The sequence below is a fragment of the Natrinema longum genome (assembly GCF_017352095.1).
Classification (GTDB): Archaea; Halobacteriota; Halobacteria; order Halobacteriales; family Natrialbaceae; genus Natrinema; species Natrinema longum.
Window position 1 is genome coordinate 1,982,075 of the sequence record NZ_CP071463.1, and the last position, 24,677, is coordinate 2,006,751.

Below are 24,677 nucleotides of genomic sequence, written 5' to 3' on the forward strand. Positions count from 1 at the left end.
GAGGCCGCGGACCTCGGCTGCTCGCGCTCGACGGGTCGCTCTCGCGTCCGGGGCGGTTCTACCGGGTTCGAACGAGCGCGCTCAGCCCGGGAACTCCGCTCGAATCGACTCGAGCGCGAGCCGGCTCAACAGCCGCGCCGGTCCCCGTTTGGGCAGGTCGCGAGCCAGTTCCAGGGGGCCCGGCGGCTCGCCGCCGCCGGCGTGGAGGTTCCAGCCGGTCTCGTCGGCGAACCGCTCGACCGCGCGTTCGACCCGGGACCGGACGCCGTCGGCGTCCATCGTCGCGACGCGGCCGTCCTCGACGACCACCTCGCCGTCGACGAGAACCGTCTCGACGTCGCCGGCACCGGCGCTGTTGGCGACGCGGGCGGGGACGTTCGTCAGGGGCGCGAACTTCGGCGTGTCGACCGCGAGCAGGACGACGTCGGCCCGCTTTCCGACCGCGAGGCTGCCGAGTTCGTCGCCGACGCCCAGCGCACGCGCGCCCTCGATCGTCAGCAGCCGGACCAACTCCATCGACGAGAGCCGCCCCGTCCCCTCGAGGGACGCCACGAGACGGGCCTGCCGGGCCTCGCCGAACAGGTCGTAGGAGTCGTGCCAGTAGTGGTCGTCGATCCCCAGCCCGACGTCGACGCCGGCCGCCCGGAGTTCGGGAACCGGGGTCCACTGGAGCTCCGGGTCGGGGTTCCAGTAGGCGAAGACCGACGGACAGTGGACCACGCCGGCGTCGGCCGCGGCGGTCCGACGGACGTCGTCCCGGTCGGCGACCCGGAAGTGGGCGGCCACTAATCGGTCGTCGAGCAGTCCGACCTCCTCGAGCAGCGACAGCGAGTCCGCGGCCCCGTTCGCCCGCGCCATCGCGTTGCTCGCCTCGAGTTCGAGCAGGTGCGTGTGGACGGGCAACTCGGGGTACTCCGCGGCGAGGGAGGCGGTCCGCTCCCAGAGGTCGCGGGTACACGACCAGTCGTCGTGCGGGCAGATCGCCGCCCGGATCCGGCCGTCGTAGGTCCCGTGATACTCCTCGATGAATCGCCGGGCGCGGGCGAATTGCTCGTCGACCGACCGGTCCCAGAAGAGGTCGCTCAGCGCCGGGCCGAAGAATCCACGGAGGCCGGCCTCGCCGAACGTGTCCGCGCCGACGCGCGGCCGGACGTCCATCGCGTTGACGGTCGTGACACCGCCCGCGAGGAAGTTGTACGCGGCGAGTTCGTACCCCGCCTCGAGCAGGTAGTCGAACTCGCCCTCGGCGATGCGCTCGTAGACGGCCGTCATGGCCGCCAGTAGCTCGGTCAGTTCGAGGTCACTGAACGCGCCGATCAGCGGCGTCAGCTCGAGGTGCGTGTGGGCGTTGATCAGTCCCGGTAGCGCCAGGGAGCCGCTGCCGTCGATGACCCGGTCGGCGTCGATCGCGGTGTCGTCGGCTCGAGCGGCGCGCACGGCCGTGATGACGCTGTCTTCGATCTCGATCGTGCCGCGTTCGAACAGTCGGTTCTCCTCGTCGGCCGTGAGTACGATCGCGTCGCGAATGGCGATGTCCGTCATGCGTCGTCAGTGCGGTGTGGTGGTCGTTCGTCGATACCCCGCGGCGAGCGCGGGCAGTCCGAGCGGGAACGCGAGCAGTCCGAACGCGACGATTGCGGGCGGTGCGAGCCCGTGGCGTCGAACCGCGAGCGCCGTCGCCCCGAGCCCGAGCAGTGCCACGGCGTAGGCGGCGTTGCTCCAGAGCGGATCGTAGGACGAACAGTACAGCCAACAGACCAGCGTGTACGACGGCGCGTTCCACGTCGCGGGCTCGAGTGTCGGCCAGAAGAACCGGCAGTAGGTCGTCCACCCGAGCATCGCGAGCGCCGGGAGGCCGACGAGCCACAGGTCGGCCCCGCGCCGGAACCGCGAGCCCCACCGCCGGTAGCCGGCCAAAAATAGCGCCGGGAAACAGCCGATCCACAGCCAGATCCCGACCGTGTAGCTGACCGGCCAGTGTTCGATGCGGGGCTGTTCGATCGGGAGCCGGAGCGAGGGCGGCAGCGTCAGCCACGGAAACGACGGGTCGGGGACCGGGTTCGTCACGAGCGCCGCGAGACAGAGCCCCGTCCCGACGACGAGCCCGACGAGTCCGACCGCCGTATACCGCTCGAGCCACCGCGGGACCGCGGGTCCTTCGGGACCAGCGACCGCCGTGCTAGTGCTGGACATCGGCCCCCGCTTACTCGTTTCGTTCGAGCACGTTTCGCCGCTGTTCGTACTCCTCGTCGCTCAGTTCGCCGCGAGCGTACGCCGCCCGCAGTTCCTCGAGCGCCCGGTCGGTGCCGTCCGTCCCGGCGATCGCCCGGTAGACGAGGTAGCCGCCGCCGACGACGGCGGCGACGAACAGGAGCTGCACCAGACCGGCTGCGAGCGGCAGCCAGCCGGGTGCCGTTCCGCCGCCCCACATGCCGTGGCCCCACATGCCGCCCATCATCGGGCCGAATCCCATCGTTCCGAACCCCATGAACGCCATCGGCAGTACCACGAGGGCACCGATGGCGACGAGGACGATCGTGGCGAGTCGCGTGTTGCGTGTGTCAGTTGCCATGAGTTCTCACCGGTGACGGAACGGTCCGCCTCCGGCTAGAGATAGGGGCTCGTGACTCAATGCGATTATCACTTGGAATCCAATGTTTGAGCGTCGACCCCACTTCGAATTTCACAGTTCTATTCCCGGAAACTGGTGTTATCGAACCGCGATTCGTCGATGTCACAGTGTGGCGTTCACCGCCCGATCGGGGTTTCGAAGCGAGGCGGCCACAAAGGGACGATGCTGGAAATCCGGAATCACCGCTTAGATCCCCGAAACGGGGCGCTGAGACGCCGACGGGCGGTCGGTACCGTGCCACCGAAGCGCGGTTCGGCGACCGCTTTCGACTCCGTCGTTTCGGACCGGGAACCCCACCGGTTTTCCAAGGGAAATCGCAATAGCCGATTCCCACGACGTCTTACACATGGAACCAGCACTCGTCCAGGGCGTCCTCGAGTCGCTCCGGATCGGCGTCGGCTTCCTCTGGACGGCCGCGTGGGCGATCATCATGGGGCTCGCGATTACGAGTCTCGTGCAGGTCTACGTCTCGAAGGAGCGAATGGCACGCGTGCTCGGGGAGAGCGACCTCTCGAGTCTGACGAAGGCGACGGCGTTCGGCGCGGCGAGCAGCGGCTGTAGCTTCGGTGCCGTCGCAATCGGCAAGGGACTGTTCGCGAAGGGCGCGCACGCGGTCAATTTCCTCGCGTTCATGTTCGCGTCGACGAACCTCATCGTCGAACTCGGATTGATGATCCTGCTCCTGCTGGGGTGGGAGTTCCTCGTCGCGGAACTCCTCGGCGGACTCGTCCTCATCGCGGTCATGGCCGTCATCGTCCGCCTGACCCTTCCGGAGACGCTGTTCGAAGAGGTCCGCGCGGAACTCGAGCGCGAGGACCGCGAGAGCGGCGGGATGACGGACCCGACCTGCGGCATGGAGGGATCGGACGAACACGCGATCGTGACCGACGGCGGCGAAACGTTGCGGTTCTGCTCCGAGGGCTGTCTCGAAACCTATCGGCAGCAGACGGCAAGCAGCGGCGCGTGGCACGACGACCTCCGGTCGTGGGGCGGCTGGTACAAACTCGGGAATCAGTACCGCAAGGAGTGGTCGATGATCTGGACGGACGTCGTCGCGGGGTTTCTCGTCTCGGGCTTTGTCATCGTCTTCGTCCCGCAGTGGGTCTGGAACGCGCTCTTTCTCGAAGGCGATGGCCTGCTCGTGACCGCCGAGAACGCGGTCATGGGCGTCGCGATCGCCGTCATCAGCTTCGTCGGGAGCATGGGGAACGTCCCCTTCGCGGTCGCCCTCTGGGGTGGCGGGATCAGTTTCGCCGGCGTCATCGCGTTCGTCTACGCCGATCTCATCACGATTCCGGTGTTGAACGTCTACCGGAAGTACTACGGCTGGACGGTCATGCTGTACATCCTCGGCGTCTTCTTCGTGACGATGGCCTTCACTGGCTTTCTCATGGAACTGCTCTTCGACGCGCTCGGTATCGTCCCGAACCTGGCCGGCGGCGAGACGGCGACCGAGCAGCGGTACTTCGAGGTGAACTACACCTTCTACCTCAATCTCGTCGCGTTCGGGCTCTCCGGGTTCCTCCTGTACGTGTACCGTCGCGGCCTCGGTGCCCCCGGCGGGTACCGTGATCCGGTCTGTGGGATGCGCACCGACGACGACGGCCCGACGGCCACGCACGACGGCGAGACCTATCACTTCTGTTCGAATTCCTGTAAGCGGGCGTTCGAGGACGCTCCGGCGGACTTCGCGGCGCACTCGCCACGCGTTTCGGATGCCGACTCGTCGCACGATCATCACTGACGCCGCTGGCAGTCAGTCGCTGTAACACGGGCGTTTTCCGACGGGTTCCGGCATCGATCCCGGACCCACGGATCGGGCGGCAGTGTCCGTCGCCGTCGCGATACGAACGTCCCCGCGACTCGAGTGCTCTCTACGCCGACGCGTCGTAGCCGGCGTCGTCGACCGCGCTGACGAGCGTCTGAGTCTTCACGTCGCCCTCGACGATGGCCCGGTCCGCCTCGCGGTCGACCTCGACCGACTCGACGCCCGCGACGTCCTCGAGTGCGTCGCCGACGGTCTGCTCGCAGTGTTCACAGGACATTCCTTCCACGGTAATGGTCTGACTCATACGAGAGTATACGAGAGCCCGTTCTTTGTGCGTTACTGCTTTCGACGCTATATCAACTGCGGGATGTGCTTTGACTTCCAAAGAAATTTCCGCCACGCTCTTTGATCGTCGGGCACAACGGGGCGCTATGCGCGATCTCGACGAAACCGACATGGAAATCCTGCGACTGCTGGGCGACGACGCGCGGCGACCGTACAGCGAGCTCGCCGAGGCGGTCGACCTCTCCGGGCCGGCGGTCTCCGACCGCGTCGAGCGCCTCGAGGAGACCGGGATCATCGAGCGCTTTACCGTCGCCGTCGACCAGTCTCAACTTCGGGCGGGTGTCCCAATATTCGTGCAAGCGACTGTACCCGCGGAGACGGTCAGCGACTGCAAAACGGCCGTCATGGACGCCGACGCGGTCGAACACGTGTTCGTCACGGCCGACGGCGATGTCTGGTTCTACGCTCGCGCACAGATCCAGCGGGTTCACGAGTGGCTCGAGGGACTCTTTCCCGCCGAGGCCGTCGAGTACGACGTGACGCTGGTCGACGACGCCGAGTGGACGCCCTCGCTCGACGGAACGGCGTTCGCGCTCACCTGCGCGGAGTGTGGCAACACCGTCGACAACGAGGGCGAATCGACCCGCATCGACGGCGAGGTATATCACTTCTGCTGTTCGTCCTGCGAGAGTCGCTTCGAGAGCCGATACGATCGACTCGAGGAGGGTGCCTGAGTTTCGATTCCAAAGAAAGACGCTCGATGAGCTTTGACTTGTGACCAGTAAAGGGGGTAAGACGGGAGCCCCTACTAGCCAGTAATGAGTACCCGAACTGCACGGCTGGACATTCGGGGCATGAGCTGTGCGAACTGTTCGCAGACGATCAGCGATGCCCTGGAGTCCCTCGACGGCGTGACGGAGGCGACCGCCAACTTCGCCACCGACGAGGGAACGGTCGAGTACGACCCCGAGGTGGTGTCGCTCGCCGAGATCTACGACACGATCGAAGACGCCGGCTACAGCGCCGACCGCGCGAGTCGCTCGATCGGGATCACGGACATGAGCTGTGCGAACTGTGCCGAGACGAACGAGTCGGCACTGGAGTCCGTGCCGGGCGTCATCGACGCGGAAGTCAACTACGCGACCGACGAGGCAACCGTCGCGTACAATCCCGGAGCCGTCTCGCTCGAGTCGCTCTACGATGCGATCGAGGAGGCCGGCTACACGCCCGTCCGCGACGACGGCGGCGAGGAGTCCGACCAGGACCGTCGCGACGCGGCCCGGCAGGCCGAAATCCGCAAGCAACTCCGGCTGACGATCTTCGGTGCCGTCCTGTCGGCCCCGTTCCTGTTCTTCCTCGCCGACAAGTTCCTGCTCGGAGGTGCGTACGTTCCCGAGGACGTCTTCGGCGTCAGGTTCGGCTGGATCGAGTTCCTGCTCGCCACGCCCGTCTACGTCGTGCTCGGGCGCGAGTTCCTCACGAACTCGTATACGGCGCTCGCCAAAAACCGGACCGCCAATATGGACGTCCTGATCGCGCTTGGCTCCTCGACGGCGTACGTCTACAGCCTCGTCGTCTTGCTGGACGTGATCGCGGGGGACGTTTACTTCGACACCGCCGCCCTGATCCTCGTGTTCATCACGCTTGGCAACTACCTCGAGGCCCGCTCGAAGGGCCAGGCCGGCGACGCCCTCCGAAAGCTCCTCGAGATGGAGGCCGAGACGGCGACGCTGGTCGACGAGGACGGTATCGAAGAGGAGGTGCCACTCGAGGACGTCGCGGTCGGCGACCGGATGAAGGTTCGGCCGGGCGAGAAGGTGCCGACCGACGGCGTCGTCGTGGACGGCCAGTCCGCGGTCGACGAGTCGATGGTGACCGGCGAGTCCGTCCCCGTCGAGAAGGAGGGCGGCGACGAGGTGATCGGCTCGACGATCAACGAGAACGGCGTGCTGGTCGTCGAGGCGACGAAGGTCGGCGAGGACACGGCACTGCAGGGGATCGTCCAGACGGTCAAGGAAGCCCAGTCGCGGCAGCCGGAGATCCAGAACCTCGCGGACCGCATCTCGGCGTACTTCGTCCCCGCGGTCATCCTGAACGCGGCGTTCTGGGCGCTGGTCTGGTACCTCTTCCCCGAGGTGCTGGCCGGCATCGTCGGCGCGCTCCCGCTGTGGGGGCTGGTCGGCGGCGGTCCGGTGACCCTCTCGACGTTCGAGTTCGCCGTCGTCGTCTTCGCGTCCGCAGTCCTCATCGCCTGTCCCTGTGCGCTCGGGCTGGCGACGCCCGCCGCGACGATGGTCGGCAGCACCCTCGGCGCGCAAAACGGCGTCCTGTTCAAGGGCGGTGACATCCTGGAGCGCGCGAAGGACATCGACACCGTCGTCTTCGACAAGACCGGCACCCTGACGACCGGCGAGATGACGCTGACCGACGTCGTCGCGCTCGAGGGCGAGGCGGCCGCGGCGGACGGCGGCGAGACGGCGGCCGACGGCGGGGCGGTAGTGACCCGCGAGTCGCTCGACGAGAGCGAGGTCCTCCGCTTCGCTGCCAGCGCCGAGCGCGACAGCGAACACCCGCTCGCGCAGGCCATCGTCGAGGGCGCTGAAGAGCGGGGCCTCGAGCTCACCGACCCCGACGACTTCGAGAACGTCCCCGGACAGGGCGTCCGGACGACCGTCGCAGGCCGCGAGGTGCTGGTCGGCAACCGGCGGCTGCTGGAATCCAACGGCGTCGATCCCGCGCCCGCCGAAGCGGAGATGGAACGCCTCGAGCGGGAGGGCAAGACGGCGATGCTGGTCGCGGTCGACGGCGCGGTCGCGGGCGTGGTCGCGGACGCCGACACCGTCAAGGAGAGTTCGGCCAAGGCGGTCGCGGCCCTGCGAGAACGCGATCTCGACGTCATGCTGATCACCGGCGACAACGAGCGGACGGCCCGTGCCGTCGCCGAGCGGGTCGGAATCGATCCGAACGACGTTCGGGCGGGCGTTCTCCCCGAAGACAAGGCCGACGCCGTCGAGGACATTCAGTCGACGGGCCGCAAGGCGATGATGGTCGGTGACGGCGTCAACGACGCGCCGGCGCTGGCCGTCGCACACGTCGGCACGGCGATCGGCTCGGGGACGGACGTGGCCATCGAGGCCGCCGACGTGACCCTGATGCGAGACGATCCGCTCGACGTGGTGAAGGCGATTCGGATCTCCGAGGCGACGCTGGCGAAGATCAAGCAGAACCTCGTCTGGGCGCTTGGTTACAACACGACGCTGATTCCACTGGCTTCGCTTGGCTTGCTCCAGCCGGTCCTCGCGGCCGGCGCGATGGCGTTGTCCTCGGTGTCGGTGCTCTCGAACAGCCTGCTGTTCCGCCGGTACACGCCGGATCACGACTACGAACTGTTCGGTCGGCTCCGGCGCTGATCGGGCGTCCGGCAGTCCGTCGATCCGCTCGAAAACCAGCGTTCGATCGCATCGTGGGACTCGGTGTCTGTCGGTCGCCGCTATGGTGAGGTCGTCGCCGCGGCGTCGATCGAAGCGACGGTGGTCGCGTTAGTCGTCTCGCGAGTCCGCTTTGGCCTCACCGGTTCCGTCACCGTCGCCGTCGCCTTTCTCGTCGTCCTCGTCTTTCGTTTCCTCGCCAACATCGTCGATCTCGACGTCGTCGCCCGTTCCGCTCTGGCTGATCACCGGCTTGAGGATGTACTTCCCGCTCTTACCGGCCTTATGGGGCGCGATGTCGTAGACGAAGTCGACCGATTCGTTGTCGCCGATGGTGAATTTCCTGTCCAGCTGGAGTTTGCTGCTCGGCAGTTTCACCCTCGTCGTGCTCCCGTCGGTCAGGACGCCTTCGGTGTCGCTGACGTAGATGAAGACCGTCTCGTAGTCGCCGGCCGGGAGTTCGAATTCGTCGATCATCGACGCGTTCGAGCCCTTCAGTTCGGTGAGGTCGACCGTCCGTTCGTCGACGTCGTACTCGGTCCACTCGTCCCCTTCCTCGTCTCTCTCATCGTCCGCTTTCTGGTCGCCTTCCGTCCGTTCTTCCCGCTCGCCGTCGGTCTCGTTTTCAGCGTCGTCGGCTTCGGATTCGGTTTCGGCGTCCCCGTCGGAACCGTCGGACAACTCGCCGCCCTTCTTGAAGCCGACTTCCGTGATCGTCACGTTGAGGTGTTCGAAATCGTCGATTGCGTTCGGCTCGTCGCTGACGTAGAACGCGGCCGTCCCCGTTCCCGCGCTCGAGTCCGTCACGGACGAGTCGTCTGCCGAATCGGTTCTCAGGCCCCCACCCATGCCACCGGCACAGCCGGCGATGGCGACGAGGGTCGCAACGAGTATCAGTTGGATCGTCCGTCCGTTCATATCCGGCGACAGTCAGTATGAGGCGAAAAAGGGGTCGGATGATTGGATCCGTTCGTATCGTTCAGCGGTTCCGAAAGTCGGCAAAACGGTGGGTCGACTGCTGCGCGGTGAGTCAGACGGTCTCCTGTCCGTCAGTGCCGGTGGGGCCGGGACCGCCCTGCGGTCCCACCGGGAATCGGGACAGCAAACCGTCTCAGGACGACGTGCCGAGTTGCTCGAGCCGTTCGGCGAACAGGGTCTCGAGCAGCGCGGGCGTGACGAAGGCTTCGACGAAGGCGGCCACGACCAGCAGCAGCCAGCCGACGAGAACGAGGATCCCGGTCCGGTAGAGGTAGGGCTTCGTGAAGACCGCGTTTCGGCTGCCGCGAATCCGCTGGCCGAACCGATACAGCAACCGGAACCCGACGCCGGCGGCGATGAAGAGGGCCGGCAGCTCGAAGATTCCGTGGGGGAGCAACCCGACGAGGATGTAATCGAGGCCAACGTCCCTGGTGATGAACGCGCCGATATTTCCGACGATGACCCCGTTGAATACCATCGCCCAGACCGTCAGGAGGCCAAGCGTCACCACGCCCAGAATCGACAGCAGGAACGCGCGGGTGTTGTTCACGAGCAAGAATTGCGCCAGCTCGAGCCGGCTCTGACCGCCGATATCCGGGAAGAGCGGCTCCCCGACCAGCTCTTGGATGATCTCGAGCAGGTTGTAGCCGGCGAGCATGAGGACGACGCCGATCACGATCCCGAACGCGAACAGGCCGGCGGCGAACCCGACGTACCGCCTGTGCTCGCTCCAGGCGTCTGCGAGGGCGACCTGGGGAGGATACCCTCCCTCGCGGCGCTTCCCCTCGCGCTCTAACCCTGAGTCCATACGGATACGTCTCCGACAGAAGATATAAATCCAGTGACTCGTCTCGGCACACGTCCCGGTGACCCCCCTCGAGTCACACCCCGTGACACCCGCCTCGCCCGCCCGTGAATCGACACCATAAGGCCGCCCGACGAGAACTGTGTGCCAATGACCACGCTTGCGATCACCGGTGGGCAGGTCCTCCGACCTGACCTGACGGTGACGGCTGCGGACGTACTGGTCGATCAGGACGCCGGCGAGATCCGCGATATCGGGCCCGACCTCGCGGACGACGCCGACGAGACGCTCGAGGCCGCGAACTCGCTCGTGATGCCGGGGTTCGTCAACGGCCACTGTCACGTCGCCATGACGCTCCTGCGGGGGTACGCCGACGACAAACCCCTCGAGGCGTGGCTCCAGGAGGACATCTGGCCGGCGGAAGGGGAACTAACGGCCGACGACGTCCACGCGGGTGCCCAACTGGGCCTACTCGAGTTGATCAAGTCGGGGACGACTGCCGTTGCGGACATGTACTTCCACGTGCCCGAGGTCGCCGACGCGGTCGAGACGGCCGGCATCCGGGCGCGGCTCGGCCACGGCATCGTCACCGTCGGGAAGGACGACGAGGTCGCCCGCGAGGACGCGAACACGAGCCTCGAGATCGCCCGCGAGTACGACGGCGCGGCCGATGGCCGGATCTCGACGGCGTTCAAACCCCACTCGTTGACGACCGTCGGGAGCGAGTATCTCGAGGAGTTCGTTCCCAAAGCCCGAGAGGCGGGCGTTCCGATCCACTACCACGCCAACGAGACCGAAAACGAGGTCGCGCCGATCGTCGAGGAACACGGCCAGCGCCCCCTCGAGTACGCCGCCGATCGGGGGATGCTCGAGCCCGAGGACTTCATCGCTCACGGCGTCCACGTCGATGACCGGGAGATCGAACTGCTCGCCGAAGCCGGGACCGGCGTGATCCACTGCCCGGCCTCGAACATGAAGCTGGGAAGCGGGATGGCCCCCGTTCAACGGATGCTCGACGCGGGCGTCACCGTCGGCCTCGGGACCGACGGCGCGGCCTCGAACAACGACCTTTCGATGCTCGACGAGGCCCGCGACGCGGCCATGCTCGGGAAACTCGCCGCCGACGATGCGAGTGCAGTCTCCGCCGAGGCGACCGTCGACATGGTGACCCGGGGGAGCGCCGACGCGATCGGCCTCGCGTCCGGCCGCCTCGAGGCGGGAGCGCCGGCCGATCTCGCGGTGATCGACCTCGAGGCACCCCACCTGACGCCGCGCCACGACCTCGTGAGTCACCTCGCGTACGCGGCCACAGCGGCCGACGTCCGCCACACTGTCTGCGACGGGCAGGTGCTCATGCGCGACCGCGAGGTGCTGACGCTCGAGGAAGCGGCGGTTCGGGAGCGAGCGCTCGAGGCGGCGACGTCGCTGGTCGAACGGGTCGACACCTAAGCAGGTGCCGCTCTGAATGATCGACTGTTCGAATCGATATAAACACTCAGGACCGTCGATAAACGCTTTAAACTATTCTCGGATCGTTTTGTGGCGGCGCGAACGGCGAGAACATCCGTGGGGGTTTATTCAAGATTCCGTGAATGTCTCGACCGGATGAAGCATCACCGACTACTCGCAATGGCACTGGTTGCCGCGATGGTCCTGTCCGCGCTCGCGCCACTGGGAACAGTGGCAGCGCAGACGGGCGACGGCGACCTCACAACGGAGTTCGACCACGATGGCGACGCGATCGTGGTCACGGTTGAAACGAACGAAACCGCGATCGAGAACGCGACCGTCGACGTAACCGCGTTCGAGAACGAGTCGTACGTGGACGAGGGGAGCTACTCGACGGACGAAAACGGAACGGTCGTCCTGTCAGCGCCAAACGAGTCGGTCAACGTGACGATCACCGCGTCGACCGACGACGGTAACGTGACCGATACGGCAGTCACGATCGACGAGGATTCCATCGAGGAAACGGAGCCCGCTGAGGAGGAGATCGACGGGAACGAGACCGACGGCGAACTCGACGGTAACGAAACGGACGACGGGAACGAGACCGACGGCGAACTCGACGGTAACGAAACGGACGACGGGAACGAGACTGACGACGTACTCGACGGGAACGAAACGGACGACGGGAACGAGACTGACGACGTACTCGACGGGAACGAAACGGACGACGGGAACGAGACCGACGACGGGAACGAGACCGACGACGCGTCGAACTTCGGCTCGCTCGTTTCGTCGTTCGTCGAGGATGCCGACAACGAATCCGACGGGCCGCGCGGAATAGCCGTCGCGAATTTCGTCGTTGCGAACAACCCGGGTAACGCACCCGACCACGCGGGTCCACCGGATCACGCCGGCCCGCCGATCGATGACGACAACGAAACCGACGACGATCTCGTCGACAACGAAACCGACGACGACTCCGACGAGAACGTGACCGACGAGGAGGACTCGACGAGCGACGACGAAACGGACAGCGACGACGATGACGAGGCTGACGAAGACGACGAACGTGGTCCACCGTCCCACGCTGGCCCGCCGAGCGATGACGACGAGGACAGCGACGATGTCGAGGACGACGAAGACGATGACGAACGCGGTCCACCGTCCCACGCTGGCCCGCCGAGCGATGACGACGAGGACGGCGACGATGTCGAGGACGACGAAGACGATGACGAACGCGGTCCACCATCCCACGCTGGTCCGCCCAGCGATGACGACGAAGCAGAGGAAGACGACGAGGCAGAGGATGACGATGGGGCCGACGATGACGACGAGGCAGAGGAAGACGATGAGGCCGACGATGATGACGAGGCAGAGGAAGACGACGAGGCCGACGATGATGACGAGGCAGAGGAAGACGATGAGGCCGACGATGATGACGAGGCAGAGGAAGACGATGAGGCCGACGATGACGACGAAGACGACGGCAACAACGGCAACAACGGAAACGGCGGCGGCCCGCCGGACCACGCCGGACCCAACTAACGACCGCTGATCGCCGCGTCCACCCGCGTTCGACGACGCCGGGCGACGACACCGCGCTTGTCAGAGGCACGGTCTTCGCCGGCGTCGAAGACGGGTGTGCCGCGGCGTTTGGATCCCGATCCGCGCCAGCGACCACCACGACTTCGGTACTGTTCTTTCGACCCCTCCGTTTCGACTCCCGCGGTCGCTTCGGTAGGGTTTTTGCCACGCTCGCACTCAATCGATCCATGACCGACACCGAGTATCCCCCGATCAGCGAGCAGCTAGACGACCTCGAGTCGGCTCGCGAGGAGGGACGCCGGAAGATGGACTGGGCCGCCCAACACATGCCGATCTGCGAGCACGTCCGCGAGGAGTTCGTCGCCGAGCAGCCGTTCGCGGGCGAGCGCATCGGGATGGCGATGCACGTCGAGGCGAAGACGGCGATCCTCGTCGAGACGCTCGCGGAGGGCGGCGCGGAGGTCGCCGTCACGGGCTGTAACCCCCTGTCGACCCACGACGACGTGAGCGCGGCGCTCGATACGCACGAGAACATCACCAGCTACGCCAAACGCGGCGTCGACGACGAGGAGTACTACGCCGCGATCGAGGCCGTCATCGCACACGAACCGACGATCACCGTCGACGACGGGATGGATCTCGTGGCCGCGATCCACGAGGACTACCCCGAACTGATCGACGGCATCGTCGGCGGCGCGGAGGAGACGACCACGGGCGTCCACCGCCTGCGCGCGATGGACGACGACGACGCGCTCGAGTATCCCGTCTTCGCGGTCAACGACACGCCGATGAAGCGCCTGTTCGACAACGTCCACGGCACCGGCGAGTCCTCGCTGGCGTCGATCGCCATGACCACGAACCTCTCGTGGGCCGGCAAGAACGTCGTCGTCGCCGGCTACGGCTACTGCGGGAAGGGCGTCGCGAAGAAGGCCGCCGGTCAGAACGCCAACGTCATCGTCACCGAAGTCGAACCCCGGCGCGCCCTCGAGGCCCACATGGAGGGTTACGAGGTCATGCCGATGGCCGAGGCCGCCGAGGTCGGCGACGTCTTCCTGACGACGACGGGCAACCGGGACGTCATCGTCGAGGAGCACTTCGAGGAGATGAAAGACGGCGTCTTGCTGGCCAACGCCGGCCACTTCGACATCGAGATCGATCTCGAGGCCCTCGGCGACCTCGCGGTCGACCGCTACGAAGCACGCGACGGCGTCGAGGCCTACGAGCTGGCCGACGGTCGCAAACTGAACGTCATCGCCGAGGGACGGCTCGTCAACCTCGCCGCGCCCGTCTCGCTTGGCCACCCCGTCGAGGTCATGGACCAGTCGTTCGGTATTCAGGCCGTCTGCGTGCGCGAGATGCTCGAGAACGGCGACGAATACGACGCCGGCGTCCACGACGTCCCCGACGAACTCGACAAAGAGATCGCCGAGATCAAACTCGAGGCCGAAGGCGTCGACTTCGATTCGCTGACCGACACCCAGCACGAGTACATGGACAGCTGGGACCACGGGACGTAAGCGTCTCCCGGAGCGTCGTCCCGACTCGTTCGGAGACGGTTTTCGCCGTGTCACCACCGAATCGACCGTTTTCGAATCGAACGAGGTCTCCCGTGTCGCGGTTCGTCTCCGTTCGACGAGTCCCCGATGTCGACGCGACCTGGATCGATCGGCGTTCGGTCTCAGACGGTCTCCTGTCCGTCAGTCCCGGTGGGACCGGGACCGCCCTGCGGTCCCACCGGGACATCGATACGGCAAACCGTATCAGGCCGAGGCCATCTCACGACAGCTCTCGGCACACTTGGGCAACACTTCGGCGCAGGCCTGACAGTGGTCGTGGTCGTGTTGGTCGCACTCCTCGGCACACTCCTCACAGAGGTCCGCACAGAGTTCGCCTAGTTCCGCGTGATACCCCGAGTTGCGGGCCATAAACCGCGCGTGCAGTGAGGCGATATCGGCCACGTCCCGACAGAGCCGAATACACCGCGCCATCGATTCGCCCTCCTCCGCACAGGCGTCGGCACACCACTCACAGACCTGGGCGGCCTCGAGGCAGTTGTCGATACAGTCCTGCATGTGATCGTCCGCGTGTTCGAGCTGTTGGAACGCCATGGCATCGTACGGACGCCGGTGACCGACATCAAGCTACTACGAGCGGCTGCAAGCACACACGGCTGTCGCGGTCGCTGCTGGTGAATCAATCGCCCATCCGCGGATCGCCCTGTCGTTCGGAACTCGAGTCGGGATCGTCCCGTGAGTCGTTCGACGACGGCTCGTCACGTGGGTCCGCTGACGGAGTCTCGTTCCGTGGGTCATCGGCCGTGGTTTCGGATTCGGTCGGCGGCTCGGGGTCGTCCCCACCCGGCGCGACGGCCGGCACGTCGACGGCGGTTACTGCGTGACGGACGACGGCGCTCTCGTCGACGCCCTCGACGGTCGCCTCGGTCGTGAGCACGATCCGGTGGGCCATCGTGGGTTGTGCGAGCCGTTTGACGTCGTCCGGTGTCACGTACGAGCGGCCGTCGATGAGCGCCGCGGCGCGGGCCGCTTCGAAGACGCGCTGGACGCCGCGGGGGGAGACGCCGATCTCGGCCCGCTGGTCCGACCGCGTCTTCCGTGCGATTTCCACGATGTAGCGGCGGACCTTCTCGTCGACGGTCACCTCCTCCGTGAGCCCCTGTAAGAGGCGGACCGCGTCCGAGCGGACGACCGGATCGACGCTCGGCGAGAGCGACCGGCGGTTCGCCCGCCGCTCGAGCAGCCCCATCTCGCCGTCGAAATCCGGATAGCCAAGCGAGGTCTTGACGCTGAATCGGTCGCGCTGGGCCTCGGGCAGGCGGAAGGTCCCCTCCTGTTCGATCGGGTTCTGGGTCGCGACGACCACGAACGGGTCGGGCAAGTCGTAGGTCGTCCCGTCGACGCTGACCTGCCGTTCCTCCATGGCCTCGAGCAGGGCGGCCTGGGTTTTCGGCGGCGCGCGATTAATCTCGTCGGCGAGCACGACGTTCGTAAAGACCGGCCCCTTCGCGAACTCGAACTCGCCGGTCGAATCGTCGTAGATCGTCGAGCCGGTCACGTCCGAGGGCAACAGATCCGGCGTAAACTGGATCCGTTTGAACGCCAACCCCATCGATTCGGCGATCACCCGCGCGGTGACCGTTTTCCCCGTTCCCGGGACGTCCTCGAGCAGGACGTGCCCGCGGGCCAACACCGCCGACAGCATGGCGTGGAGCACCTGCCGGTCGACGACTGCGGCCTCTTCGATCCGTTCGACGACGTGCTCGACGGTGCGAGCGGCCTCGTCGGGCGTCACGTTCGTTTCCTCCATACCCGATAGTTCCCCTAGAATCCCAAGAACCCTCCCCTCGACCCGCGCCGGCGTCTCGGTCCGAGCCGATCCGGTGTCGATGCCGCGTGGCAGTGCTAGTGGCTGTCAACGCCTGCACTGGGGGGTCGAACCCGGCGGTCTGCTCCCCGCCGGCCCTGCAGTCGACGGCTGGAACGGGGCTAGCCGCGCAACGGCACCAACAGGAGCAACGCACCCAGAACGACGACCGCAGCGCCGGCCGCGCTGGCGCTGCCGAAGAGGCCGGCCCGGAGCAACTCGAGCCCGGTCACGAGGACCACGGCGGCGACGGCGATCCCGACGGCGACGGTTCCGTGGAACAGCTCGAGCCGGCGGGTATCAGGGAGGTGGCCGAGTTCGGCGGTGACGCCGAGGCCGAACGTCGCGGTATCCCAGACGAGGACCGCTGTGGCGATGCAGGCGAAGACGACGAGCGGGCTCGCCCGCCCCAGGCCGATGGCAGCGACGACCAGCCCCGTTGCGGCGATCGCCGGTCCGGTCGCCCGCGCGGGGAGCAGCCCCAGTCCCACGGCGGCGACGCTGCCACCGATCACGGCCAGGAACGCCAGCGGTCCCAGCAACAGCGGGACGAGAAGCACGCTCCCGAGCAGGAAGGGACCGACGACGGCACCGCTGCTCGCGATCAGGAGCGCCAGTCCGAGGAGGAAGGGCAGCGACAGGACGACGCCGACGGTAATCGCGGCGGTCCGGCGCGTCGTTTCCGCGGTGACCTGCCGCGTGAACCGTCGCAACCCGACGGCGACCACGCCGAGGCCGACGGCTCCCACGCCGACCGCGACGATCGGCCAGACGACGAACGGCGAGGACAACGCCTCGAGGGCGACTGCAAGTCCCGGAACGCTGCGTATCGCTCCCTCGAAGACGCCGGCGATCACGAGGACCGCGATCCCGGCGATCGCAGCGACCGACCCGGCGACCGTATACAGCAGGCGTCGCCGGACGATCGCGAGTCGGCGTTCGACCGCGGGGCGGCGGTCCCGCCGGGTCAACTGTCGAATCGGAAGCCATCGCAGCGCCAGCCCAATGGCACCGCCGATGGCGGCCACGATCATGAGGAACCCGGTGAGGGAGGCGACCGGCGTCGAAACGCCGACGATTCCGGTCAGCACCGTCCATCCGAAGAAGACGATCACGGCCAGCACTGCCGCCAGTACGGCCGCACACAGCATCGACACGTAGCTGATCGCGCTTCCGATCGCGGCGGGTTTGAGCGTGTCGCCGCCGACGTCGGCCCAGGCCGCCGCGATCCCGGCCAGCGCGAGCGCGGACCCGCTCACTGCGAGTCCGACGCGGGAGACGAACGGGGCCGCGAGCACCGCCAGTGCGAACGCCGAGCCAAACGTCAGCAAGAACAGGTGGGCCACGACCTGATTGACGAACCCGTCGCGCTCGAGCAGGCCCACGCCCGCGACGGTCATGCCGACGACCAGTCCGAGGGTCGGCAACAGCGAGGCCAGGTCGATCGCGACGCCGACGACGCCGACGACGACGATGACGGCCAGGCTGGCGATCCAGAGGCTCGCCGCCCGCGGTCGTCCCTCGTCGCCGATCGCGGACGGCCGATCGAGGCGGGGGCCGGCCAGGGACATCTAGTCGTCACCTCCCGACCGCATCGGCGGATCGGCGGTCCGTTCCGACCGGGTGTGGTCGCTCGATTGGCCGGCGGCTCCCCCCTCCGGGGCCGGCTGATCGGTATCCGACGGTCCGTTTCCGCTCGCGGTGCCCCCGGTGAGTCGCGCACTCGAGAGCCGCGTGTCGGCGGCGAAGGCGCGCTCGATGACGAGGGGCAGCGGCGTCCCGCGTCGCCAGTCGACCGTCCGCACACCGGCGGCCTGACAGCGGGCCAGCCGCGTTCGTCGTCGCGTCTGCTCGTATTGGCCGCTGACGGTGTTCGCCGGGACGACGTCGGGCGAGAGCACGACGACGGGCAGTCCCGCGCCCCGCCAGGTCTCGACCGCGTTCACCGGCGGATCGTCGAGGAGCGGCGAGAACAACGCGAGCTGTGCGCTCGTCGGTGCGAGCTCGAGCACCTTGCGAACCTGCTCGCCGGTGTGTCCGCGCCGACCGCCACCGGAGCGGCGTGTGCCTGCATCGCGGGCGGACGGGGGCTCCTCGTCGATCACCTGACGAAGGAGCGCGAGCGCGCGGGTCCGCTGTTCGGGGCCGTTTGCGGGCTCGAGCCAGTAACAGCCGGCCGGCCCGGGGCCGTCCAGCCCGATGACGGCGACGCCGACGTCGTGGCCGTGGCCGAGCAGATCGGTCAGCGCACGGGTCGCCGCGTAGGCACCGTATTCGATGGCCGTCGGTCGTCCGCGGCCGGCGACGACGCGGTTGGGTGCGCGTGCATCGAGGACCAACACGACGGTCGCCGAGACCTGCCGTTCGTACCTGACCGTTGCGAGCGTCCCTCGTTTCGCGTACTGACGCCAGTCGATGCGGTTCGCGGGGTCGTCGGGGTGGTACTCGCGGGTCGAGTGAAACGAGAGCCCCTCGCCGGGATCGTCGACGGTGAGCTGTCCGACGCGCTGTGTGCCGTCCTCTTCGATCGGCGGCGCGTCGGCGTCGAGTCGGCAGACGACCGACCGATCGCCCGACACTGGCAGCGCCGTCGTCGCCATCGCGCTCGCCCCGAGTCCGCGAACGCGACACTGTGGCCGCTCGAACGCGTACTCGCCGCGGCGGGCCACCACGAGGTACTCCACGCGAATCCGATCACCGGGCTCGAGCGTCCCGCCGGCCCGGGGCGATCCCTCGAGAACGGCCAGCTCCCCGGGAACGCCGTCGACGACTCGGAGGTCCGTGATCGTCCGATCGGAGTCGTTGGTTACCTCGAGCGTGACGGTGACGGGCTGGCCAGGGGGTGCGGGCGTCGGCGTTACCGTCCTGGTCGCGACGAGCCCCTCGGGGACTCGAACGCGGGACAGCGAGCCGGCGGCGACGAAGACCAGCGGGATGACCGCACCCAACAGGAGAACGGGGTTTCCGTCGGCGACCCCGGCGATGGCGAGCGCGACCGTCGCCGCGATGGCCCCTCGCCAGCGTACCTGTCGGTCGATCACGCGTCGGTCACCTCCCGATCCTCAGCCGGGCCGTCTCCGTCCCGTTCGGTATCGGCCGGTCTCTCACTCGCATGCTCGAGGTCGTCGTCGATTCGGGGTCGGATCGGCCGTGGGCCGCGAGCGATCGCCCGCGGCTCGATGGCCCGCTGCAGTCGCCCGTCGGCCCCGCGCTGGAGTTCCTCGAGCCGTGGTTGCAACACGGGGACGTTCCGGGGTGCGGTCTGGCCCGGCACCGTCGGCAGGGCCTCGTCGGCGACCTCGGCGACCGCACTCGTCGCCCGATGTGCTCGCCGTCGGACGACGCGTTCGGGGTAGAGCCACGCACGCACGCGCTCACGGAACGGCCGGGTCGGCGGGGCGACCTCCGTCGCGAGGACGCTGGCGGCGACCTCGTCGTCGGTCCAGCTCCCGTCCGCGATCGCCGCTGCTGCCTCCGACCGCGACCACCCCCCGTGCTCGAGCGCGTCCAGTAGTGCTTCCCGGAGCGGGGGCCGAACGACCTCGAGGCCGTCGGCGACGGCCCCCGCGTTGCGGGCTTCCTCGCCGGCTGCCTCGATCACTCCCGCCAGCGCGTCGCTCGAGAGGGCGGGATCGCGAGTGGTCCGCTCGGGTGCCGGACTCGCGAACCGATCGTCGGCCGCCCAGGGAACCGTCGGCGCGTCCCCGCCCGATCCGGGCGTCCCACGGAGCTTCCAAAGACCGATGCCCAGCGCGACCAGCGCGAGCACGACGACGAGGGCCCCGGCAGCGCTCGATCCGCCGGCCCCGCCGACGCCCAGTACCGTCCCGATCCCGACGACCGTCAGCCCCAAGAGGGCGACGACGAGCTGGTATCGTCGGTTCACGGCTCTCCCTCCGTGGCCGACGCCGGTTCGGTCGCAGACTCCGGCCGGTCTTCGGCGTCCGATTCCGTGGATTCGTCCCCGATTCGAGCCCGCTCGACCGCGTCGTAGGCGTCGGCCGCCCGTTCGCGACGACCGCTCGAGCGCGGCCGACCGCCGTACTCAACCTCGCGAAAGAGCGTCGTCAGCTCGCGAACCGGCTGCCGTGGATACCCCTTCGAGAGGGCACGGCGCTCGATCTCGCCGGGCGTCCGGGTTCGCCAGCGCCCCGGTTCGACCCGGCGTGCGAAGGCCCGCCACAGCTCGCGGAACGAGCGCCGTTCGTCTCCCGAGTGATCGGGAGCCGTCTCCGTCGCCGTGGAATCGGCCGTCTCCTCGTCCGCTGTCGTCGGTTCGGCTTCCGTTTCCGTCTCGTCGCGTCGGCGCACCACCACACCGGCGACGGCGAGCGCGACAGCGACGAGAGCCGCCCCCCGCCCGCCGTCGACGACGTAGCCGCCCGCGACGAGGACGAGGGCCCCGAAGCCGGCTGCAACCGTCCGAGTGGGGAGCCCCCGAAGCCAGGCGGTGAACCGTGCCCAGAGGGCTCGTCCCGACCGGGGCAGCGACTCGAGCCACTCCCGGACGGCCCCGGCCAGCGAGTACCCCCACTCGAGGGCGGCCTCGAGCCGTTCGACAACGCCGACTGTGAACCCGACGAGCCACGACGTCAGCCGCTCCAGCCGGTCGCGGATCGATGGCAGATCCCGGCGGCTCGGCCGACTCCAGCCGGCCCGACCCACGACGACGCCGAGGCCGAGCAGGAGGCCGATGCCGAGTACCGCGAGCGCAGCCGTCGCCCCGTAAACCGCCTCGACGACGAGCACCGTCAGCAGCGCCGCCGTGACTCCGACGACCGCGACGGGGCCGCGACGGCCGTAAATCCGGAACGAGAGCGCTGCCAGCACGGTGAGGACGAGCGCGATCGACAGCGCGTTCACGCCGTACGTTCCGACCACCGACGTGCGTGCAGTCTGTCGCTCCGTGGTGACCGTCACGGTCGTCGTCGGATCCCGCGGGAGTTCGATCGCCAATCGGCCGTCTGCCCCCGTCGTTCCGTCGGACTCGCCGTCGACGGTTACCGTCGCCCCGTCGACCGGCTCGCCGCCGACCGTGGCTTCGACTGCGCCGTCGCTCCCGGGCACCGGCAGGAGTCCGTCGGAGACGAGCGTCGCCTCGAGTACCAACACGTCGACGGTCGTCGTCCCTGCGAACTCGCCGCGGGCGACCTCGATTTCGAACGCGTCGGCCCCGTCGTCGGGGACCGTCACCGTGGCCCGCCCGTCTTCGTCCGTCTCGCCGACGCCGGTCCCGTCGACGGAGACGGCCGCCTGGCTCATCGGTTCCCCCTCGATGGTGGCCTCGACGGTGATCGGCTCCCCGGGATAGGGATCGCCCTCGACCTCGAGGTCGACCTCCCCCTCGACCTCGTAGGTGCTGGTGGCGTTCGTCTCCGTCTCGCTTTGGACGCTGGGTTGGTCCGGCGTGGCCATCGAACCCGTCGTCGACGCTGCCGAGGCTGCGGCCGCCGCTCCCGAACCCGCACTCGCTGGTGTTGCCATCGCCGTCAGTTCGCTCGAACGTCCGCTCACGCTGGCCGGCTGCTGGCTGCCGACTCCGGAAGCCACTGTCGATCGCATCGACGTGCCCGTTCCGGCTCGACACGTCGGATCGGTCGTCCCTCCGACGCGGATGACCAGCTCTTCGACGTACGGAACCTCGCCGGTCACCCGTCCGTTTCCGTCAGTCTCGCCTACCTTTCGGTCCTCGAACCAGACCGGCGCGTCGGTGAGCGCCTCGCCGTCGTCGTAGATCGTCGCCGTGACCTCCCGTCCGGGGACCGGCTTCCGGTCCAGCGTGATGACACACTGGGGATCCACTTCCGTCTCCGTCTCGCCGTTTCCGTTGCCCTCGTCGCCGCCGATGTCGAGCAACTCGAGCAATCGCCGCCAGTCGAACCCCTCGCCGGGCTCGTCATCGGAGTCGTCACTCTCACCGCCGCCACCGCCGTCGACGTCGTCCCCGCCGCCGTCGGTACTGGGGTCGAAATCGAAATCGAAGTCGAAATCGAACCCCGGTTCCGACCCGGAGGTGGTTCCGCCGGTCATTCCGGGTGCGAACGCGGCAGCCAGTACGAGTGCGAGTACCGCGAGTGCGACGAACGAGACCTGCCGGTAGTCGGCCCCGCCGCCGGCGTCGTCGGTGGTGGAATCGTCGGACACGTGCCGTCACTCCGTTCGCGGTCGGCTCGGCCACCGACCTGTCGCTATCACAATGAGTGAGTATGGAACCTACCCCACAATGAAAGTACACGTTCGCACTCGGCCGTCCTCGCGCGAACACGTAACCCGTCGCCGGCCGTTTTGGCGCGTTCTTGTCTCGGTTACGGCAGCGCCATCTCTCGAGGTCCGCGAGCGCCACGTTCACCACTCCGTCTCTGGGAGTGTCGACGGCCGGTAAGTCGACCGCGATCGCGGAGCGCACGGAGTTCGACGGCGTCTCCGAGGGGTTTCTCTGTCCGCGGACCGTACGTCGACCGATGAGCGGGAAGCGACTCCGCACGGTGTTCGCCCGCGTCCAGCCGGCACCGCGGCTCGTCGACTGGTCGCTGTTCGTCCTCGTCGGCCTCGAGGTCGCGAGCGGGCTGCTTTCCTTTACCGTCGGCCGACCGTCGGGGTGGCCGGTCTTCGAGTTCCACCGCATCGCGGGGGTGACCATCGTCGCCTTGCTCGCGTTCAAGCTGTACCGCGTTCGGCGTCGGATACTCGATCGTGACCGTTGGATGCCGTCGACCGCTGTCTCCGTACTCACCGCCGTCGCGGCCCTCGGGGCGCTGTCGACGGGATTCCTCTGGGTTGCCGGGCTCGACGTCCGGATCGCCTACTGGACGCTCCTCTCCGTCCACGTCGGCTTCGGTCTCGCACTCGTTCCCCTCCTGATCGCACACCTGTCCACTCGCTTCCGGCCCCCGCGACGGGTCGACTTCGAGGGGCGGCGGACGGCCGTCCGCTTTGCCGGGTTGGTCGTCGCCAGTGCCGTCGTCCTTCGTCTGCAGCGCCTCGCGAACGCGGTCCTCGAGACCGGCGGTAGCGACCGCCGATTCACCGGTTCGCAACCACGGGAGGGGGCGGGGAACGCCGCGTTCCCGGTCACCTCGTGGGTGGCCGACGACCCCGATCCGATCGACCGCGACGCCTGGGCACTGTCCGTCGACGGACTGGTCGCGTCGCCGATCGACCTCGAGTTCGGCGCGCTCGAACCCGACGCGGAGCGCGAAGCGCTACTGGACTGTACGAGCGGCTGGTACACGGTCCAGCGGTGGAGCGGGATTCGAGTCGGAGACCTGCTCGAGCGAGTCGACGCCGAGGCGGACGCCACGCACGTCCGGTTCGTCTCCGTGACCGGCTACCGGTGGACGCTACCGATCGAGGAGGCCCGCGACGCCGTGTTGGCGACCCACGTCGGCGGCGAGCGGTTGAGCCACGGCCATGGCGGGCCGCTCCGCCTCGTCGCACCCGGCCGCAGGGGATTTCAGTGGGTGAAGTGGGTCGACCGCGTCGAGGTGCGTGACCGGCCGGATCCAGCCCAGTGGCTGGTGACGTTGATCAGTGGCTTCGACTGAGACGGTTTGCTGTCGCGGTGGGACCGCAGGGCGGTTCCGGTCCCACCGGCACTGACGGACAGGAGACCGTCTGAGCGTCCCTTCGCGTCAGCGTCGCGCCTCGAGTTCCGCCTCGAGATCCGACAGCTCCACGTCCTTCATCGCGAGCAAGACGAGCAAGTGGTAGACGATGTCGGCGCTCTCGTGGGCGATCTCCTCGCGGTCGTCGTCTTTCGCGGCCAGCACGAGTTCGGTCGTCTCCTCGCCGAGTTTCTCCAGTACTTCGTTCTCGCCTTTCTCGTGGGTAAACAGCGAGGCGGTGTAGGAATCTTCAGGCAACCGTTCCTTCCGATCCTCGATCACGGCGAACAGTTCTGCGAGCGTCTCGTCCATCTAGATGTCACCCGACACGTTGCGGATGTCTTCGAGTTCGTCGAACTTCTCGCTGTCGTCTCGGCTGTCCGCGAAAACCGCTTCGCTGACCTCGATCGGGGCGTTGGTTCGGGCAGCCAGGGCGAGCGAATCGCTGGGCCGGGCGTCGACGACCGTCTCGCCGCGGGGCGTCTCGAGGTGGATGTCGGCGATGTAGGTCCCACCCTGGCCGGCGTCGCGTTCCTCGATCTCGGTGACGACGACGCGGTCGATCCGGCTCCCCAGTTCCTCCATGACGTCGAGCAGGAGGTCGTGAGTCAGCGGCCGTCCGATATCTTCGGCCTCGAGTCCACGGGCGATGCTGGTCGCCTCGTTGAAGCCGATGAAGATCGGTACGACGTCGTCTTCCCCCTCGACGGCGAGGACGACCACCGGAACCGGGCCCTGGGGCGTCCCTGCGACCCGAACCGCGTCGATGGATGCCTGCATACCCATACCGTTGGGAAGGAGG

Annotated in this window: 21 protein-coding genes; 7 read left to right on the plus strand and 14 right to left on the minus strand. The window is 67.7% G+C overall.

Going from position 1 to position 24,677, the window contains the following annotated elements:
• Window positions 1-81: 81 nt before the first annotated feature.
• Genes J0X27_RS09775 through J0X27_RS09785 form a run of 3 tightly spaced genes read right to left on the minus strand, consistent with a single transcriptional unit; the run spans window position 82 to window position 2,572 of the window.
• Window positions 82-1,542, minus strand: coding sequence for an amidohydrolase family protein (locus tag J0X27_RS09775; protein ID WP_207268960.1), 1,461 nt, complete (start codon window positions 1,540-1,542; stop codon window positions 82-84).
• Window positions 1,543-1,548: 6 nt separating this feature from the next.
• Complete coding sequence (locus tag J0X27_RS09780) at window positions 1,549-2,193, minus strand: hypothetical protein (RefSeq protein WP_207268961.1); 645 nt, start codon at window positions 2,191-2,193, stop codon at window positions 1,549-1,551.
• A 10-nt stretch (window positions 2,194-2,203) separates the two neighbouring features.
• Window positions 2,204-2,572, minus strand: a complete 369-nt coding sequence (locus J0X27_RS09785; RefSeq protein WP_207268963.1) for an SHOCT domain-containing protein — start codon at window positions 2,570-2,572, stop codon at window positions 2,204-2,206.
• A gap of 406 nt (window positions 2,573-2,978) precedes the next feature.
• Here J0X27_RS09785 and J0X27_RS09790 point away from each other — a divergent pair, with 406 nt between their 5' ends.
• On the plus strand, window positions 2,979-4,376 hold the full coding sequence (locus J0X27_RS09790) for a permease (RefSeq protein ID WP_207268964.1): 1,398 nt from the start codon (window positions 2,979-2,981) through the stop codon (window positions 4,374-4,376).
• A 130-nt stretch (window positions 4,377-4,506) separates the two neighbouring features.
• Here J0X27_RS09790 and J0X27_RS09795 read toward each other — a convergent pair whose 3' ends face one another.
• Entirely contained in the window at window positions 4,507-4,704 is a 198-nt protein-coding gene (locus J0X27_RS09795) for a heavy-metal-associated domain-containing protein (protein ID WP_207268965.1), read from the minus strand.
• A gap of 127 nt (window positions 4,705-4,831) precedes the next feature.
• Here J0X27_RS09795 and J0X27_RS09800 point away from each other — a divergent pair, with 127 nt between their 5' ends.
• A complete protein-coding gene (locus tag J0X27_RS09800) occupies window positions 4,832-5,419 on the plus strand; it encodes a winged helix-turn-helix transcriptional regulator (protein ID WP_207268966.1) in 588 nt (195 codons plus the stop codon).
• Window positions 5,420-5,503: 84 nt separating this feature from the next.
• Window positions 5,504-8,095, plus strand: a complete 2,592-nt coding sequence (locus J0X27_RS09805) for a heavy metal translocating P-type ATPase (RefSeq protein ID WP_207268968.1) — start codon at window positions 5,504-5,506, stop codon at window positions 8,093-8,095.
• Between the two features lie 129 nt (window positions 8,096-8,224).
• Here the strand turns inward: J0X27_RS09805 and J0X27_RS09810 are convergent, their stop codons facing one another.
• Together J0X27_RS09810 and J0X27_RS09815 are read right to left on the minus strand one after the other, a co-directional pair.
• Complete coding sequence (locus J0X27_RS09810; RefSeq protein WP_207268969.1) at window positions 8,225-9,031, minus strand: DUF4382 domain-containing protein; 807 nt, start codon at window positions 9,029-9,031, stop codon at window positions 8,225-8,227.
• A 193-nt stretch (window positions 9,032-9,224) separates the two neighbouring features.
• Window positions 9,225-9,899 (minus strand): stage II sporulation protein M, encoded by a 675-nt coding sequence (locus J0X27_RS09815; RefSeq protein WP_207268970.1) that lies wholly within the window; start codon window positions 9,897-9,899, stop codon window positions 9,225-9,227.
• Between the two features lie 147 nt (window positions 9,900-10,046).
• Between J0X27_RS09815 and J0X27_RS09820 the strand changes: the two genes are divergently transcribed.
• From J0X27_RS09820 to J0X27_RS09830, 3 genes are all read left to right on the plus strand, one after another.
• Window positions 10,047-11,345 carry an amidohydrolase gene (locus tag J0X27_RS09820; protein WP_207268972.1) on the plus strand — a complete coding sequence of 433 codons (1,299 nt, stop codon included), beginning with the start codon at window positions 10,047-10,049 and terminating at the stop codon, window positions 11,343-11,345.
• 180 nt (window positions 11,346-11,525) lie between these two features.
• Complete coding sequence (locus J0X27_RS09825) at window positions 11,526-12,890, plus strand: ICP22 family protein (RefSeq protein WP_224214605.1); 1,365 nt, start codon at window positions 11,526-11,528, stop codon at window positions 12,888-12,890.
• Window positions 12,891-13,117: 227 nt separating this feature from the next.
• Complete coding sequence (locus J0X27_RS09830) at window positions 13,118-14,407, plus strand: adenosylhomocysteinase (RefSeq protein ID WP_207268975.1); 1,290 nt, start codon at window positions 13,118-13,120, stop codon at window positions 14,405-14,407.
• 243 nt (window positions 14,408-14,650) lie between these two features.
• Here J0X27_RS09830 and J0X27_RS09835 read toward each other — a convergent pair whose 3' ends face one another.
• The 6 genes from J0X27_RS09835 to J0X27_RS09860 all read right to left on the minus strand — a co-directional run bounded on the left by J0X27_RS09835 (window position 14,651) and on the right by J0X27_RS09860 (window position 22,415).
• Window positions 14,651-14,998: a four-helix bundle copper-binding protein gene (locus J0X27_RS09835; protein ID WP_207268977.1), complete on the minus strand. Its 348-nt coding sequence runs from the start codon at window positions 14,996-14,998 to the stop codon at window positions 14,651-14,653.
• Window positions 14,999-15,083: 85 nt separating this feature from the next.
• Window positions 15,084-16,214, minus strand: coding sequence for an AAA family ATPase (locus J0X27_RS09840; RefSeq protein ID WP_207268978.1), 1,131 nt, complete (start codon window positions 16,212-16,214; stop codon window positions 15,084-15,086).
• A gap of 179 nt (window positions 16,215-16,393) precedes the next feature.
• Window positions 16,394-17,842, minus strand: a complete 1,449-nt coding sequence (locus J0X27_RS09845; protein ID WP_207268979.1) for a hypothetical protein — start codon at window positions 17,840-17,842, stop codon at window positions 16,394-16,396.
• Complete coding sequence (locus J0X27_RS09850) at window positions 17,843-19,312, minus strand: DUF58 domain-containing protein (protein ID WP_207268980.1); 1,470 nt, start codon at window positions 19,310-19,312, stop codon at window positions 17,843-17,845.
• Complete coding sequence (locus J0X27_RS09855) at window positions 19,309-20,157, minus strand: DUF7269 family protein (RefSeq protein WP_224214604.1); 849 nt, start codon at window positions 20,155-20,157, stop codon at window positions 19,309-19,311. The genes J0X27_RS09850 and J0X27_RS09855 overlap by 4 nt, the downstream gene beginning before the upstream one ends.
• Window positions 20,154-22,415, minus strand: coding sequence for a DUF4129 domain-containing protein (locus J0X27_RS09860; RefSeq protein WP_207268981.1), 2,262 nt, complete (start codon window positions 22,413-22,415; stop codon window positions 20,154-20,156). The genes J0X27_RS09855 and J0X27_RS09860 overlap by 4 nt, the downstream gene beginning before the upstream one ends.
• 317 nt (window positions 22,416-22,732) lie before the next feature.
• On the opposite strand from J0X27_RS09860, the gene J0X27_RS09865 reads away from it, so the two are divergent.
• Window positions 22,733-23,815: a molybdopterin-dependent oxidoreductase gene (locus J0X27_RS09865; protein WP_207268982.1), complete on the plus strand. Its 1,083-nt coding sequence runs from the start codon at window positions 22,733-22,735 to the stop codon at window positions 23,813-23,815.
• 87 nt (window positions 23,816-23,902) lie between these two features.
• On the opposite strand, the gene hisE is transcribed toward J0X27_RS09865, so the two are convergent.
• Together hisE and J0X27_RS09875 are read right to left on the minus strand one after the other, a co-directional pair.
• Window positions 23,903-24,187 (minus strand): phosphoribosyl-ATP diphosphatase, encoded by a 285-nt coding sequence (hisE, locus tag J0X27_RS09870; protein ID WP_207268983.1) that lies wholly within the window; start codon window positions 24,185-24,187, stop codon window positions 23,903-23,905.
• A complete protein-coding gene (locus tag J0X27_RS09875) occupies window positions 24,188-24,655 on the minus strand; it encodes a bifunctional nuclease family protein (protein ID WP_097380767.1) in 468 nt (155 codons plus the stop codon).
• Between the last annotated feature and the right edge of the window lie 22 nt (window positions 24,656-24,677).

Coding starts and splice junctions, on each gene's coding strand:
- J0X27_RS09775 (WP_207268960.1), bottom strand. CDS start 1,542: ATGACGGACATCGCCATTCGCGACGCGATCGTACTCACGGCCGACGAG.
- J0X27_RS09780 (WP_207268961.1), bottom strand. CDS start 2,193: ATGTCCAGCACTAGCACGGCGGTCGCTGGTCCCGAAGGACCCGCGGTC.
- J0X27_RS09785 (WP_207268963.1), bottom strand. CDS start 2,572: ATGGCAACTGACACACGCAACACGCGACTCGCCACGATCGTCCTCGTC.
- J0X27_RS09790 (WP_207268964.1), top strand. CDS start 2,979: ATGGAACCAGCACTCGTCCAGGGCGTCCTCGAGTCGCTCCGGATCGGC.
- J0X27_RS09795 (WP_207268965.1), bottom strand. CDS start 4,704: ATGAGTCAGACCATTACCGTGGAAGGAATGTCCTGTGAACACTGCGAG.
- J0X27_RS09800 (WP_207268966.1), top strand. CDS start 4,832: ATGCGCGATCTCGACGAAACCGACATGGAAATCCTGCGACTGCTGGGC.
- J0X27_RS09805 (WP_207268968.1), top strand. CDS start 5,504: ATGAGTACCCGAACTGCACGGCTGGACATTCGGGGCATGAGCTGTGCG.
- J0X27_RS09810 (WP_207268969.1), bottom strand. CDS start 9,031: ATGAACGGACGGACGATCCAACTGATACTCGTTGCGACCCTCGTCGCC.
- J0X27_RS09815 (WP_207268970.1), bottom strand. CDS start 9,899: ATGGACTCAGGGTTAGAGCGCGAGGGGAAGCGCCGCGAGGGAGGGTAT.
- J0X27_RS09820 (WP_207268972.1), top strand. CDS start 10,047: ATGACCACGCTTGCGATCACCGGTGGGCAGGTCCTCCGACCTGACCTG.
- J0X27_RS09825 (WP_224214605.1), top strand. CDS start 11,526: ATGGCACTGGTTGCCGCGATGGTCCTGTCCGCGCTCGCGCCACTGGGA.
- J0X27_RS09830 (WP_207268975.1), top strand. CDS start 13,118: ATGACCGACACCGAGTATCCCCCGATCAGCGAGCAGCTAGACGACCTC.
- J0X27_RS09835 (WP_207268977.1), bottom strand. CDS start 14,998: ATGGCGTTCCAACAGCTCGAACACGCGGACGATCACATGCAGGACTGT.
- J0X27_RS09840 (WP_207268978.1), bottom strand. CDS start 16,214: ATGGAGGAAACGAACGTGACGCCCGACGAGGCCGCTCGCACCGTCGAG.
- J0X27_RS09845 (WP_207268979.1), bottom strand. CDS start 17,842: ATGTCCCTGGCCGGCCCCCGCCTCGATCGGCCGTCCGCGATCGGCGAC.
- J0X27_RS09865 (WP_207268982.1), top strand. CDS start 22,733: ATGAGCGGGAAGCGACTCCGCACGGTGTTCGCCCGCGTCCAGCCGGCA.
- hisE (WP_207268983.1), bottom strand. CDS start 24,187: ATGGACGAGACGCTCGCAGAACTGTTCGCCGTGATCGAGGATCGGAAG.
- J0X27_RS09875 (WP_097380767.1), bottom strand. CDS start 24,655: ATGCAGGCATCCATCGACGCGGTTCGGGTCGCAGGGACGCCCCAGGGC.